The organism is Thiohalocapsa sp. ML1 (assembly GCF_001469165.1).
In the GTDB taxonomy this organism is placed as follows: Bacteria; Pseudomonadota; Gammaproteobacteria; order Chromatiales; family Chromatiaceae; genus Thiohalocapsa.
This window is the reverse complement of the sequence record NZ_JABX01000023.1, coordinates 23,164-38,006: the sequence shown is the minus strand read 5'-3', so window position 1 is coordinate 38,006 and position 14,843 is coordinate 23,164. Positions and strand designations below refer to the sequence as shown.

At 69.1% G+C, this 14,843-nt stretch carries 14 protein-coding genes; 2 read left to right on the top strand and 12 right to left on the bottom strand.

Annotated features, from left to right (window positions below):
* Positions 1 to 42: 42 nt before the first annotated feature.
* Both ML01_RS15420 and ML01_RS15415 read right to left on the bottom strand, forming a co-directional pair.
* Entirely contained in the window at positions 43 to 1,653 is a 1,611-nt protein-coding gene (locus tag ML01_RS15420) for an arylsulfatase (RefSeq protein ID WP_082674327.1), read from the bottom strand.
* A 137-nt stretch (positions 1,654 to 1,790) separates the two neighbouring features.
* Positions 1,791 to 2,042: a hypothetical protein gene (locus tag ML01_RS15415; protein WP_156427750.1), complete on the bottom strand. Its 252-nt coding sequence runs from the start codon at positions 2,040 to 2,042 to the stop codon at positions 1,791 to 1,793.
* A 392-nt stretch (positions 2,043 to 2,434) separates the two neighbouring features.
* Between ML01_RS15415 and ML01_RS15410 the strand changes: the two genes are divergently transcribed.
* Complete coding sequence (locus ML01_RS15410) at positions 2,435 to 4,084, top strand: sigma 54-interacting transcriptional regulator (protein ID WP_058556292.1); 1,650 nt, start codon at positions 2,435 to 2,437, stop codon at positions 4,082 to 4,084.
* The gene (locus ML01_RS15405; protein WP_058556291.1) at positions 4,081 to 4,989 is read left to right on the top strand and encodes a bile acid:sodium symporter family protein; all 909 of its coding nucleotides are present in this window, start codon (positions 4,081 to 4,083) and stop codon (positions 4,987 to 4,989) included. The genes ML01_RS15410 and ML01_RS15405 overlap by 4 nt, the downstream gene beginning before the upstream one ends.
* A gap of 33 nt (positions 4,990 to 5,022) precedes the next feature.
* Here ML01_RS15405 and dtd read toward each other — a convergent pair whose 3' ends face one another.
* The 10 genes from dtd to ML01_RS15360 all read right to left on the bottom strand — a co-directional run bounded on the left by dtd (position 5,023) and on the right by ML01_RS15360 (position 14,841).
* Complete coding sequence (gene dtd, locus ML01_RS15400; RefSeq protein ID WP_058556290.1) at positions 5,023 to 5,460, bottom strand: D-aminoacyl-tRNA deacylase; 438 nt, start codon at positions 5,458 to 5,460, stop codon at positions 5,023 to 5,025.
* Entirely contained in the window at positions 5,457 to 6,434 is a 978-nt protein-coding gene (gene pip, locus ML01_RS15395; RefSeq protein ID WP_058556289.1) for a prolyl aminopeptidase, read from the bottom strand. The genes dtd and pip overlap by 4 nt, the downstream gene beginning before the upstream one ends.
* A gap of 353 nt (positions 6,435 to 6,787) precedes the next feature.
* Complete coding sequence (locus ML01_RS15390) at positions 6,788 to 8,842, bottom strand: thioredoxin domain-containing protein (protein ID WP_058556288.1); 2,055 nt, start codon at positions 8,840 to 8,842, stop codon at positions 6,788 to 6,790.
* A 150-nt stretch (positions 8,843 to 8,992) separates the two neighbouring features.
* Positions 8,993 to 9,187, bottom strand: coding sequence for a hypothetical protein (locus tag ML01_RS28840; RefSeq protein WP_156427749.1), 195 nt, complete (start codon positions 9,185 to 9,187; stop codon positions 8,993 to 8,995).
* Positions 9,188 to 9,423: 236 nt separating this feature from the next.
* Positions 9,424 to 9,744, bottom strand: a complete 321-nt coding sequence (locus ML01_RS15385) for a hypothetical protein (protein ID WP_216819199.1) — start codon at positions 9,742 to 9,744, stop codon at positions 9,424 to 9,426.
* A 212-nt stretch (positions 9,745 to 9,956) separates the two neighbouring features.
* Entirely contained in the window at positions 9,957 to 10,610 is a 654-nt protein-coding gene (locus ML01_RS15380) for a M35 family metallo-endopeptidase (protein WP_058556286.1), read from the bottom strand.
* Positions 10,611 to 10,898: 288 nt separating this feature from the next.
* On the bottom strand, positions 10,899 to 11,960 hold the full coding sequence (locus tag ML01_RS15375; RefSeq protein WP_058556285.1) for a hypothetical protein: 1,062 nt from the start codon (positions 11,958 to 11,960) through the stop codon (positions 10,899 to 10,901).
* Between the two features lie 160 nt (positions 11,961 to 12,120).
* Positions 12,121 to 12,708, bottom strand: coding sequence for a hypothetical protein (locus tag ML01_RS15370; protein WP_058556284.1), 588 nt, complete (start codon positions 12,706 to 12,708; stop codon positions 12,121 to 12,123).
* A 146-nt stretch (positions 12,709 to 12,854) separates the two neighbouring features.
* Positions 12,855 to 13,541: a hypothetical protein gene (locus ML01_RS15365; RefSeq protein WP_156427748.1), complete on the bottom strand. Its 687-nt coding sequence runs from the start codon at positions 13,539 to 13,541 to the stop codon at positions 12,855 to 12,857.
* Entirely contained in the window at positions 13,534 to 14,841 is a 1,308-nt protein-coding gene (locus ML01_RS15360) for a DUF4857 domain-containing protein (RefSeq protein WP_058556282.1), read from the bottom strand. The genes ML01_RS15365 and ML01_RS15360 overlap by 8 nt, the downstream gene beginning before the upstream one ends.
* Positions 14,842 to 14,843 lie beyond the last annotated feature (2 nt).

Sequence of the window (14,843 nt, the reverse complement as noted above, 5' to 3'; positions counted from 1 at the left end):
AAGACGACAGACGGACGTCCTTGTCCGCCGCCACCGGCCCCGTCAGTGCGGCCCGGGGCTGATCATCTGCTCCATCACCTTGTCCAGGCTGAAGCTCGCCGCCTCCATGCGCGGCGGGTAGTCTTGGAAGGACGCCAGGAACTGGCCCACGTAGGCTTGGGCCGGGACCAGCATGAACGCCCGGTCGATCTGCCACTCGTGGTAGCTGTTGGAGGTGATGGTCGCCTGCTCGTAAGGATCGCGACGCAGGTTGAAGATCAGCGGCACGCGTAGCGGGCTGAACTCGTCCATCCAGACGCGCAAGGTGCCCGCCGTTTGCTGCTCCATGAAGATGATCTTCCAGTCGCCGTAGCGCAGGGCGGTCAGGTCGCCATCGTCGGAGAAATAGAAGATCTCCTTGCGAGGACTCTGGGTATTCTCCGCGTCCCTCAGATGCGCCGACATGTCATAGCCGTCCAGATGGACCCGGTAGTCGCGGCCGAGTGCGGCCGAGGTATAGCCATCGAGCAGGTCTTCTTTGATGTCGGTCTTGCCGGCGGCAGCAGCGAGCGTCGGCAACCAGTCCATGTGATGGACGATCTCGTTGCTGACCGAGCCCGGCGGAATCACGCCGGGCCAACGCACCATTGCCGGTACGCGCCAACCGCCCTCCCAGTTCGTGTTCTTCTCGCCGCGGAAGGGATTCACGGCGGCGTCGGGCCAGGTGTTCTTGTGCGGGCCGTTGTCGGTGGAATAGAAGACGATGGTGTTATCGGCGATGCCGAGGTCGTCCAGCTTTTTCAGGAACTGACCGATGTGCCGGTCGTGCTCGACCATACCGTCGGCGTATTCATCCTGACCCGAGATGCCGCGCAGCTCATCCTTGACATGGGTGCGAAAGTGCATGCGGGTGCCGTTCCACCAAACGAACCAGGGCTTGCCGGCCTTGGTCTGCTCCTCGATGAACTCCAGGGCGCGCGCCGAGGTTTCGTCGTCTACCGTCTCCATACGCTTCTTGGTGAGCGGGCCGGTATCCTCGATCTTCTGCGTGCCATCGGGCATGGCCCAGGAATGGATCACGCCGCGCGGGCCGAACTTCTGCCGGAAGGTCTGTCCGTCGGCCAGCACCAGATCGCCGGGGTAGTCCTCGTTTTCCGGCTCCTCCTCGGCGTTCAGGTGATAGAGATTGCCGAAGAACTCGTCGAAACCGTGATTCGTGGGCAGATGCTCGTCGCGGTCGCCGAAGTGGTTCTTGCCGAATTGGCCGGTGGCATAACCCTGATCCTTGAGCACCACGGCGATGGTGGGGTCCAGCGTGCTGATACCCTCCTTGGCCCCGGGCAGGCCCACCTTGGACAGCCCTGAGCGGAATACGCTCTGGCCGAGCATGAAGGAGGCACGACCGGCCGTGCAGGATTGCTCGGCGTAGTAGTCCGTGAACAGGACGCCCTCGTCGGCGATGCGGTCGATATTGGTGGTTTGGTAGCCCACCAGCCCCTTCGTATACGCGCTGATGTTCGACTGCCCGATATCGTCACCCCAGACCACGAGCACGTTGGGCTTCTCCGCAGCCACCGCCGGGCCGGTGAGCGCCAGGGCGGCGCACAGTGCCAGGCAACCCCCCAGGCGGGCGCCGGGGCGATTGGGCGCTTTCCGTATGGATATCAACTGCATCGGATTGTCTCTCCTCGAAATGAATGATGGGTGGCCGGCCGTCGCAGGCGCACGGATTACTTGAATCTCACGCGTCCAATCTCACGCGTCCAATCTCACGCGTCCAATCTCACGCGTCCGATCTCACGCGTCGGATCTCACGCGTCATGACCATCCGGTGCGGCAGGCACCCCGAGCCGCAGCGCCAGGTAGGGAGGACAGCCGGCAAGCCGGGCCCCGGCCGCTGCAAGCCGGCGCAGGAGCTCCACGGCCGCCGCGTCCGCCTGCCGCACGCCCGCAAGGTCCAGAATGGGCGCCGAGGCAGGGTCACCGCAGGCGACCACGAGCTCAGGGAGGCCTTCGACTTCAAGCCGCCCATCGATCTTGACGACCGTTGTCTGCCCGTCCAACAGCCGAGTGATCCGGAAGGTCATAACTCAGCAATAGAGCAGGAAGCCGGCCAATTTTTTCATCAGCCACCGCTTGCTCTGCAAGCGGCTGCTCTGACAAGAAAAACTGATAGCTTGTCCGCTCAGACCGGACACGTCAGTAGGCGGCAGTAGCGCGGCAAATGACGAAATAGAGTTATCCTTAGCCCCGATATTTCGGAATTCACGAAATATCGTGAGCGGCCCGCCCCGCCGCCGCATACGCCGGCTGCACGCCACCGGCCGTCCAGCGGACAGCGCGCCATGCGGTGCAAAGCGCGCTTGGTGCCGCCGCGCGCAGGCGACGCCGCGGGCCACTTAGGGGCGCGCAGCAATGCGCACGAGAGACTTCGCAGCCAGGGGTTTCGGTAGACGTGACCAGCACTCGGCAAGATGCAGCGACGGCGCGGCAGCCCAGCCTCGGCACCCGCTTCGAGGATCTCGTGACCGACCTGACGGCGTCCTTCGTCGCGGTGGACGCGTCGGCGTTGGACGACCTGATCGTGGATGCCCTTCAGCGCATCGTGCTCTTTCTCCGCGTGGATCGGGGGACACTCGGCCGCTTCGACGCGCTCCCCGGCCAGCTCATGACGACCCACTCCTGGGCCCTGGCGGGCATCGAGCCCATCCCCTCGCCCCTACCCGAGTCCCGCTTTCCTTACCTGGCCCCGTTGCTGCGCGCGGGCGTTCCGACCATCTACAGCCAGATCACCGACCTGCCGCTTGCGGCCAGCGCGGACGCCCGGGCGCTCAGCAGCTTCGGGCTGAAATCCATGGCCATCCTCCCGGTGGCCGCGGCCGGCCAGACGCTTGGCTGGTTGTCCTTCGGCGCCATCCGTCACGCCCACAACTGGACAGACGATCAGGTGCGGCGGCTGCGCCTGCTGGCGGGGGTCTTCGCCAGCGCCCTGCTGCGGCGGAGCAAGGAGCTGGAGCTCAGGTCCGCGCTGGCGGAGAACCTGGCGCTGCGCCGGCGCGTGGAGGCCGAGAATGCGGTGTGGCGGGAGGAGGTGCTGCATTGCGGTGGCCCTGACGACCTCGTCGGCCAGAGTCCGTCTCTGACGCAAGTGCTGCATCAAGTGGACCAAGTGGCGCCGACCAGCAGCACGGTGCTGATCCTAGGCGAGACCGGGACCGGCAAGGACATGATCGCCACCGCAATCCACCGGCGCAGCCGCCGCGCCGAGCGCCCGCTGATCCGGGTCAACTGTGCAGCCTTGCCGCCGACCCTCATCGAGAGCGAGCTCTTCGGCCACGAGAAGGGCGCCTTCACCGGGGCCATCGCCCGTCAGATCGGCCGCTTCGAGGTCGCGGACGGCGGCACCCTGGTACTCGATGAGGTCGGTGAGCTGCCGCTGGACCTGCAGGCCAAGCTGCTGCGCGTGCTGCAGAACGGCGAGTTCGAGCGGGTCGGCGCAACCGCCAGCCGCCGCGCCGACGTGCGCGTCATCGCCTCGACCAACCGCGATCTCGCGCGCATGGTGCGCGAGGGGACGTTTCGCGCCGATCTGTTCTATCGCCTGGGGGTGTTCCCCATCACCCTGCCGCCGCTGCGCGAGCGCCGGCAGGACATCCCGCTGCTGACGGCCTATTTCGTGGAGAAGCTGCGCTACAAGCTCGATCGGCAGGTGACCCATATCCCCGACCGGGCGGTGGCCGAGCTGCTGGCCTACGACTGGCCGGGCAACGTGCGCGAGCTGGAGAACATCGTCGAGCGCTCCCTGATCCTGTCATCCGGCACCAGCCTGACCATGGCCGGGCTGCCCGCCAACGCGAACGCGGCCGCCGCTGCGCCACATCCTCGCAGCGCGGCGGACCACCGAACCCTGGAGCAGGTGGAGCGCGACCACATCCTTGCCGTCTGCGAGCGCTGCGGCTGGCGCATCAACGGCAAGGGCAATGCCGCCGAGCAGCTTGGACTCAACCCCAACACCCTGCGCTCGCGCATGCAGAAGCTCGGCATCGCCCGGCCCGGCGCCACCGGCGAGGCAGCCGGCAGCGATGCCGGACGCCGGCTCGGATGAACGGCCTGGACCCGATCAGCGACCTCGCCATCCCCGCGCTGGTCTGGCTGTTGATGTTGGTCGTCGGCCTGGAGCTGACGCCCGGGGACTTCCGCGGCGTTCTGCGCTATCCGCGGGCGGTTGCGGTGGCGACCCTGGGCCAGCTCCTGGTGCTCCCGGCCTGCGCCGCCCTGCTGATCTGGGTGCAGCGGCCGGAGCCCTGGGTGATGGCGGGACTGATCCTGCTCGCGGCCAGCCCCGGCGGGGCCATGTCCAATTTCTTCTGCTACCTTGGCAAGGGCAATGTGGCCCTATCGGTCACCCTCACCACCCTCTCCACGCTACTCGCCCCGGTCACCATGCCGGCCCTGGTCGCGGCCGGCTTGTCCCTGTTTCTGCACGAGTCGCACCAGGTGCCGACCTTGGTCGGCAGCATGGCCGGCCAATTGGTGCTGATGATGCTGTTCCCGCTGGGTCTGGGGATGGGCTTGCGGGCGCGGATGCCGGCTCGGATCAGCGCCAGCCGCGCATCGCTGCGGGCATTGAGTCTCATCGGCATCGCAGCCCTGGTGGCGATGATCCTGTTCGACCAGCGCGACGGGCTGGCCGCCGCCACGCGCGCCGCGCTCCCGGTTGCACTGCCCTTCTGCGTACTGGCCATGACCGCCGGGCTGCTCATCGGGGTCCTCGCGCGACTCCCCGACCGCGATCGCTTCACCCTGCTGATCGAGCTCAGCATCCGCAACCTGGCCCTGGTCGCCATCATCGGGACCGCGGTCCTGGGCCAGGTCAAGCTGGTGCTGTTCGCGACGCTGTTCTTCCTCGTCGAGCTTCCGCTGGTGCTCATGCTCATCGCGCTGCGCGCCCGCCTGGTAAACCGCCTGGTAAACCGCCTGGCAGGCGACCAGGCACCGTCGCAGGGCTGAGGGCATCGGACCTGTCCGCGCCGCCGGCCGCTCTCAGGTCTCCAGCCAGAAGGTCACCGGTCCGTCGTTGGTGAGGCTGACCTGCATGTCGGCGCCGAAGCGGCCGGTGGCGACGTCGGGATGCGCGGCATGGGCGCGCGCGATGAGGTGACCGAAGAGGCGCTCGGCGTCTGCCGGCGCGGCGGCGGACGTGAAGCTCGCGCGGGTGCCCTTGCGGGTGTCGGCGGCGAGCGTGAACTGGGGCACCAAGAGCAGCCCGCCGCCGATGTCCTTGAGGCTCAGGTTCATTTTGCCGGCGGCATCCGGAAACACGCGGTAGCCCAGCAGGCGCTCCAGCAGCCGGTCGGCGCGGGCGGTGTCGTCGCCCTGCTGCACCCCCACCAGCACCAACAGGCCGCGGCCGATGGCGCCCACGACGGCGCCGTCCACGACCACCTGCGCCGCGGACACGCGCTGCAATAGGCCGATCATCGGCTGCCGGCGAGGCGGTCCGCGAAGCCGTTGGTGGCGGCCACCAAGGCGGCGGCGATGCCGGGCTCGAAGGCGGCGTGGCCGGCGTCGGCGATGACCTGAAAGTCCGCCTGCGGCCAGGCCTGATGCAGCTCCCACGCGGACTGGAGCGGGCAGATGGCGTCGTAGCGCCCGTGCACGATGACGCCGGGGATGGCCGCGAGCCGGGGCGCGTCGCGGATGAGCTGATCCGGCGCCAGAAAGGCGTCATTGACGAAGTAGTGGCATTCGATGCGCGCGAGGCTCAGCGCCACGTGATCGTCCGAGAAGGCGCCGCGCACGCCCGCGTCCGGCAGCAGCGTCGCGCAGCGCCCCTCCCAGATGGACCAGGCCAGCGCCGCGCGGCGCAGCTCTGCCGCGTCGCTGCCGGTGAGGCGGCGGTGATAGGCCTGCACCAGATCATCGCGCTCGGCCGCCGGGATCGGCGCCAGGAAATCCTGCCAATAGTCCGGAAAGAGCAGGTGCGCGCCGTGCTGGTAGAACCAGCGGATCTCCCACGGACGGCACAGGAAGATGCCGCGCAGCACCAGCGCGCTGACCCGCTCCGGGTGGGTCTCGGCATACGCGAGTGCGAGCGTCGAGCCCCAGGAGCCGCCGAACACGAGCCAGCGCTCGATGCCGAGGTGCTCGCGGATGCGCTCCAGGTCGGCGACGAGGTGCCAGGTGGTGTTGGCGTCGAGCCCCGCGTGCGGGGTCGAGCGCCCGCTGCCGCGCTGATCGAACAACACCAGCCGCCAGCGCATGGGGTCGAAGAAGCGCCGGTGCGTCGGCCCGCAGCCGGCGCCGGGACCGCCGTGCAGGAACACGGCCGGCAGGCCGTCGGGGTTGCCGCATTCCTCGATGTACAGGCGATGCCCATCGCCAACATCCAGGCGGTGCGTGACATAGGGCGAGATGGGCGGAAACAGCGGGTCGGGCCGGTTGGAGTCGTGCATGCGCTGAGCAAAGGTGGTGGACAAGAAATGCGCGGCGATAGATCGGAAGACGCATCGGCACGGCGGTCCTGCGGCACGGGCTCTGTCGGGGCAGCCCCAGCGGCCGCGCGCCGCGAGCGTCAGTGTAGTCCGATTCCTACAGCGCGCGGCGGTAATAAGCCACAAACGTAGGGCGTATTCTGGGCGAAACTAACCCTGTCGCCGGCATGGATGCAACGGCAAGGAACGCATCGGAACGGACTCACGCGAACGGACGTGCAGGCCTCGGACCCACTCAACCAATGGCGACGTCGGCCCCCGGGCAGGATGCCCGGGGGCTTCTTTTTTGCGCGGCAGCTCAGCCGCCCCCGCGCTCAGTCCGCCAAGCTGCTGAGGTTCATGATCGGCGGCTCGCAGTGGGTGCCGCGGCAGCGATAGGCGAGCGCGCCGGCATCCGCCCGCGGCACCATGGCGGCCAGGCTGCCGGGCAGGTCGCCGACGTCGGCCGGGATCGGCAGCACCAGCCGCCGCGGCCGGTAGCCCTGCTGCGCCGCGGCCTGCCAGTCAGAGAGCGACAGCGGGTCGGCGCGGATGACGATGGTCTCAGGCGGCGTGTGATGCTCATCCAGCGCCGCCAGCAGCGTCGCATGCGCGTAGGGCACGCGGCGCATGGGCTCAGCCGCGAAGCGCAACGTCGCCGCGGCGGCGTCCAGCCAGCGATGCTCGCCGAGCAGGTGCCCGAGCCGTTGCAGCGCATGCGCGGCGACGCCGTTGCCGGACGGGATGGACTCGTCGCCGAGCGGCTTCGGGCGCGTGATCAGCGCCTCGTGATCCGCGGCGGTGAAGAAGAAGCCGCCCGCCTCGGCATCGAAGAACTGCTCCATCAGCACGTCGGCGAGCGCGATGGCCCAGTCCAGGTCCGCCCGGCGCCAGCGCACCTGCAGCAGCTCCAGGAGCGCATCGAGCAGCAGCGCATAGTCATCGAGATAGGCGCTGAGATGGGCGCGGCCGTGCTTGCAGGTCGCGAGCAGCCGGCCGTCGCGCCACAGCGTGCTGCGGATGCAGCCGAGCGCCCGCTCGGCGGAGTCGAGCAGGTCGGGGCGTTGCAGCGTCCGCGCCGCGCGCGCCATGCCCTTGATCATGAGGGCGTTCCAGCTCGTGAGCACCTTCTCGTCCCGGCCGGGCCGGACACGCGATGCTCGGGCCGCGAGCAGCTTTGCCTTGGCCGAGCTGAGCAGCGCCGCGGCTTGCTCCGGCGTCATCCCCTGGGCGGCGCCGACGGCCTCGGGGGTCTGGTACTGGTGCAGATTCCAGCGGCCGTCGAAGTTGGGCGGCCGGTCCAGCCCGTACAGAGGGGTGACGAAGGCCAGCTCCGCCGGCGTCAAGAGGGCCGCGATCTCATCGCGGTCCCAGACGTAGAAGCGCCCTTCCTCGCCCTCGCTGTCGGCGTCCAGGCTGCTGTAATAGCCGCCGTCCGGGCCTTGCATCTCGTTGATGACCCAGTCGGCCGTCGCGGCGGCGGCATCGCGGAACACCGGTTCGCCGGTGATGGCCCAGGCATCGCAGCAGAGCGCGAGCAGTGGGCCGTTGTCGTAGAGCATCTTCTCGAAGTGCGGGATCATCCAGTCGTCGTCGACGCTGTAGCGGCAGAAGCCGCCGGCGAGCTGGTCGTTCATGCCGCCGCGGATCATGCGCTCCAGCGTGAAACGGGCCATGTGCAGCGCCTGCTGGTCCGGCACGCCATCGGCGGCGGTCGCCGCCCAGTGGCGGAACAGCAGCTCCAGATTGGTCGGATGCGGGAACTTCGGTGCACCGCCGAAGCCGCCGCGCGCCGCGTCGAAGCTGCCCGCGAGCTGCCGGCGCGCGCCGTCCAGCGGCGCGGTGTCCGGCACCTCGGCGGCGGCTTCGGGCTCCAGCGACGCGAGCGCGGCCATCAGCGAGTCGTTCTGCGTGCGGATGGCGTCGCGTTGCTCGCGGTAGGCCTGCTCGATGCTCGCGAGCAGCTCGGTGAAGGCCGGCAGCCCGTGCCGCGGCGCCTTCGGAAAATAGGTGCCGGCAAAGAAGGGGCGCAGGTCGTCCGGCGTCAGGAACACCGTCAGCGGCCAGCCGCCCGGCCGTTGGGCCAGCAACTGGTGCGCGGTCTGGTAAATGCGATCTAAGTCCGGGCGCTCCTCCCGGTCCACCTTGATGTTGACGTAGAGCCGGTTCATGACCTCGGCCGTCGCCGGGTCCTCAAAGGACTCGTGCGCCATGACGTGGCACCAGTGGCAGGCGGAGTAGCCGATGGAGAGCAGGATCGGCTTGTCCTGATCCCGGGCAAGGGTCAGCGCCGCCTCGCCCCAGGGCCACCAGTCGACGGGGTTGCCGGCGTGCTGCTCAAGGTACGGGCTGGTGGCGTCGGCGAGGCGATTGCGCGGGGCAGCGTTCATGGCAGGGCTCGTTGGTGGCGGCTGAGCCAGGGAGCATGACGGCGCCGCGCCTGCTTTTCCAACCCGAACCACGGCGTCGCCTCGCGGCGTACCACCGGCCCCGGAGTGCTCGGCCGGCCGCGACGCGCATCAAGGTCTGATCCGTATCCGTTAGCCGTCGTTATCCGTCGATGTCTCCGACCGCAGACAAACCGCTGCGATTCCCAACTGCTGACCGGCTTTGACCAGTCGCTCGTCCAGACGCAGGATGACGCAGGCGATGAGCATCAACAACGATCCTGCTCGCGCATCCCCCGACAGAAATCGCCAGCGCTGACCGCCTGCATGGGCAAGGAAGCCCGGCATTCCGCAAGATCGGGCAGATCAGGGGTGACGGATGGCGTGGTCATGTCTGTAGGCTCGGTCGCCTTATCGACATCCGCGGCCTTGGTCGGCTCATGGTTCGCATCATGTCAGATCAGGACGACCGGCGTCAGATCTCACCGTGCAACGGCTGGAGCGCCGAGTCGCGGCGGGGACTCCGCTCGCGCGGCGGCAGGCCGCCGGTGGCGACCGCAGCAGCGCGGCGCGGCCGGCGCGCCCTAGGGGAGGGCGCGAACGCCTCGCGTCGTGGGGTCGACCTCGTAGCGCCGGCCGGTTTCTGTGACGATCAGCAGCTTGCCGTCCGGGGTCGCCTCCAGGCTCTGGAAATGATCCTCCTGCACGTCCCGCTCCAGCCGGGAATCGATCTGCTGGCCATAGACCTCAAGGGTCCAGAGTCTGGCGCCCGAGGCCGCATCATAGGCCCCGAGCACGCCAGGGGCGTGCTCGGGGCCAGGTGTGGCGGTCTGCGCCGTCGGCTCGTAGCGGACGCCGCCGATGGTTACCGGAGGTACTTGGGGCGCCCGAGGGCGACTCGCCATTAAACCCGACATGGGCCTCTCCTGTGCAACTGGAGCCGGCGGGGGCGGGCCGTCGGCCTCGCACGCCGGCGCGAAAAGCATGAGAACTGCGCCGAGGCTGGCCGCGCCGAACGGGCGCAGGGGATCACTTAGGCGATTGCCGGAAAAAAACGTACCGAATGGCGCAGGATTTTCGTCTGCCTTCAAGGAGCGGCAGCGGGTGCATAGTGGAACTATGCACCCGCTGCCGCGACGCAGAAGGCGGGCGAAAAGACAAGCCAGGCGGTATGTTTTTTGACAGAAATCGCCTTAAGGACGGTGCCACGGATGCCATCATCAAGGTTGCCCGCACAGTCGGCGGCAAAGAACGCCCAGCTCTCGGCGTTGTCGAGACAGGTGGCGGTGCTGAGGTTGTGCTTGTCGGGCTTCATACCCAGCGCGTTGTGGGCATAGCGATGATCGTCTGTGCCCAATTCGACATGGGACATCTCGTGAACCAGGATGCGCGTCCAATTCTTCTTGCCTGACAGGACGTTCTGGTCGGCGCAAAAGGCGCTCTCGATATAGACCACCCGAATCCTGTCGGTCGCCGCGGAACCCGGTGCAGCCGCGGCCTCGGACAGCCAGATGGTGCTCGCGGTGTCGCCGCGCACCTCCGGCACGTCCGTCAGGATCACTGCGCCCTTGCGCATCGCGGCTGCGAGCTTCTTGAAGCCCGCGTTCAGCTTGGCGGCAATGACGGCGAGCTCGGTCTCGCCCTGATGATCCTCGTCCGCGAACCAGCGCTTGATGATCTCGATGCCCCTGCCCTTTGACAGCCGCGCTTGCTCTTGTTCGGGCCATCCGCCCGGGCCAGATCCCGCAACCCGGCAATGACCCGGCCCCACCCCTTGTCCGCGGAGAATGCGTGGTGGCGTCGGCGAGACGATCGCGCGGGGCAGCGGTCATGGCAAGACTCGCTGCTGGTGGCGGAACCCGGAGGCATGACGGCGCCGTGCCTGTTCTTCCGATTTGGCTTGGTTGCGCAAGGAACCGCCAAGCGGCCCGCATCAGCCCACCCGCTCGGGCCCCGCACGGCTCAGCGCCCGAGCCGGCCGGGACCGCAACGCCCGACGGCGGCGGCGCAACCGCGCCGCCACCCGGGCGCCGCGCTGACTTGACCGCGTCCGGCCGGCTCAGCTCGTCAACGCGTTCATCAGGGAGCGCCAGAAGCGCGGCTCGCCGCCGCAGCCGCAGCAGTTCGGGCCGGGCTTGTCCCGGCAGGCGGAGGGCACCGCCGCCAGCACCGCCAGCGCGCGGCCGTCGGCGTCGTAGAGCCGGAGCTCCCGCGATGTGCCCCGCCGGCCCGTGACCCAGGCGCTGTCGATGGCGGCGAGGTCCAGCTCGAAGCGCGCCGCGTCGCCCTTGATCCATGCTCGGCCCCCCTCCGTGTCGAAGGCATGGAAGGCCCCCGCGCGCCGCAGCACCAGGGCATCCGAGCCGGCGGTGACGACGATGGGCAGCATCTCCTCGCACAGCGAGCGCAGGGCGCAGGGGACGAGCGCCGGATCCACGGCGATCGCGCTCGCGGTGCCGGCCTCGGCCTCGCGATGCAGCCGCGCCGGCGCCAGCGCGAGCTGACCCGTGAGCTCGGCGGTGTCGCGAAAGCCGGGGGCGTCGGCGGTGTCGTCGCACAGCGCCTGGATGACGCCGAGGGGATGGCTGGTCAGCGCTGTCAGGGCAGGCGCCTTGGCCGGCTCGCACAGCGGCACCACGCGCTCGGCCGCGCCGAAAATGCCGCCGAGCACAATGGTCCAGAGCCGCGCGTCCTCTGCCATCGCGGCCGTGAGCTTGAGCTGCGGCCGACCCAGGTCGTCCTGCAGCTCAAGGGCATCGCGCGCCGGGGACGCCGCCAGCGCATGGCAGCGCCCGAGCAGGAGCCGCAGTGCATGCGTCCGGCCGGACAGTGTCGCGAGCGGGCCGTCGACGCGCAGCCCCGCCAGCGACAACTCCTGATGGAAGCGGACGTTGTCGGTGCCGAGATCAAGCCCGACGCGCCCGAGCAGCGTCAGATCAGACAGGATCTCGAACCAGTGGCCGCTGAAGCGCAGGTCGGCACCGACTGTTTGCGGCACTGCATGCGCGACGCGGCGCGACCGCGGCTTGGCGTGGCTGTGCCCGAAGGCTGCGGGCGACGTGTCGGGGATCAGCGCGTGGGTCAGATCATTGGCAACGGGCGAGAGCGTGATAACGGACATGCCAGGGTCTCCTCGGCATCGGCGGAGCCGATGCATGCAATGGGAAGAAACACTTAGCTGGCCGCGGTGACTGCTGTCGACCCAATCACCGGCAGTTGGCGTGGTGCAGACGCTTGCGAATCATTCTCATTCGCAGGTTAACCGCATCGACACCCCGGGGTCAAGCCGCCTCGTGCAGCCGGGATTGATGTCGGGCAGGTGCGGGCAAGACGAGCCGCACAGGCGTTGAGCGCGACAACCGGAGGCGCCGCGGGTCAGCCGCCGCCGGCAGCCGCCGCGTGCCGCCGGACACCGTGCCGATCAGCGGGCGCAGACGGCGCGGGGCCTTGGCCTGGTCGCCGCCGCGGCGCCACTCCTGCCACCAACAACGCAGCGTGGAGCGCGTGAGCCAGCGCGCGATGCGCAGTTGCAACCGACACAGGCGACAGCCCGCGACGGGCTTGCGCAGGACCGGCGCCGGCGACAGCCAGCGCCAGCCGCGCACCAGCCGCGCGATGCCCTCAGCGCCCACCGCGGGCGGGCGCGCCAGCGCGGCCTCGCGCAGGGCCGCCGCCGTGGTGCGCGCCGGGTCGTAGTGCAGCACGAGGCTTCCGCAGGCGCTGTTCAGCCTGACCTGCCGGACGCCCGGCTGCCGGCGCAGGACCGCCGCAAGGTCATCGAGCCCGACGGCGGCCGCTCCAACATCGGCACGAGACTTCTCGACGTGAAAGCGGACCCTGCCGGGCACCTGGTGTTTGATCTGGAGCATGGCGAATGGCCCCGCAGCTTGATTAACGATAATGAAAGTGCGGTTATGCTATCGCGAATTAGTCCTATTCGCAAAGCGTCGAGCCATCAGGCCCCCACGCCGAATCGCTCCGGCTGCGGGCCGACCGGCAGGTGTCGGCCTCCAGCTCAGCGGACGGCGGTGTGCTCCCGCGTCGCCATGAGGTTCAGCCCGCAGCGCGCGGCGGCGGTGACCACGGCGGCGCCGAACTCGATGCCCGCCGTGCCGGGCGCGCCGGGCAGGTAGATCTCGACGCCGATGTAGAGGGGATGCTCGACGTGCCAGACGGCGGCCGGGATGTCGGGCTTGAGCCGGGGCCAACCGGCGCGCGGCGCGCACGTGCCGGCGGTGGCATCCGGCCGGCCATCCAACGGGCACTCGGCGACGAGCTGCACGCCGCGCAGCCTGCTGACGCCCAGCGCAGGCGCCACGCCGGCTGAGCCGGCCCGCTCGATACAGCCGAGCAGCAAGGGGTCGGCCGACAGCACCTCCGCGCACAGGCCCGACTCATCGAAGCCGGTGTGCAGATCCAGCACGACGTGGTGGGTCGGCCTGATGTGGCCGAGGATCTGCTCATAGAGGGCGCGATGGCGGCGGCGATAGGCGTCGAGCGCCTCAGGCCCCGGGCGGCGACCGGAGAGTCCGCGCTCGATGCGCAGCACATCGAATCCCGCCCCCGGCAAGCGCGCGGCGACCGCCTCGCCAAAGGCACGCTCCTCGCGGTGTGCCCCCACCACCAGCAGCGCCGGGGCGCTCGGCTGCTTGCGGGCACCGCCGAGGAGGTTCAGCACGTCCACGGCCGGCGGGTCAGTCACCCGCCGGGGCGGGGCTCAGCGCTCGCGCGTGTGCAGGCTCCGGCTCGACGCCCAAGGCCCGCTCCGGCGGAAACAGCAGCAACGCGAGGAGGCCGTAGAGCCCCGTCACGGCCACAAACACCAGGGACGGCAGCAGCGCCAACCAGGACAGGCCGCGGCGGCGGAGCAGCAGCAAGGCCGCGAGCAGCGCGACGGCGATGCCAATGGCGGCGCTCCGGCCATGCAGGCGGAGATCCAGGCGGAGATAGCGGCTGTTCGGGTCCGACAGCACTAGCTCGAAAGGCAACAGCGCGCTCCAGACCCGGTCCACCGGCCGCGGCCGGGCCATGGCCATCTCGCGGCCGTACTCGGCGATGGGTCGGAAGTCCCGGTCCATGGCGACGGCGCGGATCTCCCGGTGGTCGGAATACACCGCCGTGCGCTGGAGCGGATTGAACAGGATCTTGACCTCCATGCGGTCCGGATCGTAGCCCGGCAGCGGCAGCGGCGTCAGCACGTAGTCCTGCTTGCCCAACAGGAACAACCGGCCGTCCGTGGCGAGCAGGAGCCCGAGATGCTCGCCGCGCCGGTTCTCGGCGACCTTGACATGGCGCACCGCAACGCCCTCGGGCAGCGCCACCCGGGCGACGGCGGGCGCACCGTCCACCCGCTTGAGATGGAACAGCCCGCCATCGGCATCGACCAGGAAGTAACCGGCGTCGAAGGCCTTCAGGATGGACACACGCCCGAAGGTCGCGCGCACGGGGAAGGCGAAGCCGGCCTCGCGTAGCGCCGCCGTGAAGGTCAGGGTCAGCGCGGGGTCCACGCGATTCGCATCGGAGCCGATGAAGGTCAGCGCGGCGCCGGGGCGCATGATGTCCTCCGGAAAACTGAGCCGGGCACGGCCGGGATTGGACTCCAACAGCGGATAGAGCCCGATGCGCGGCGTGTGACCGGGCAACTCGTCCGGGTCGAGCTGCAGCACCAGGCGCTCGGCCTGGATCGCGGCCTTATCGAAGCTTTGGCCTTGGATCAGAAGCGGCAGCCTGCCCCAGATCTCCATGTTCTTGTAGTAGATAAACGGGATCAGCGCCTCAAAGGCCTCGCGCGTGTAGTCGTTACCGGCATCGTCGCGGTAGATAAACTGATGCCCGTCGCCCAGCAGCTCCGTGTAGACAAAGCGCTCGATGACCGGGCTGTAGAAGAGGTCCGTCTTGCCATAGCGGTAGCCGAACAACAGCTCCTTCGCAAGCGGCAACCACACCGCCAGCAGGAAGACGGCGAGCAGCATGAGCGACCAGCGGGCAATGTGGGCGGTCATGG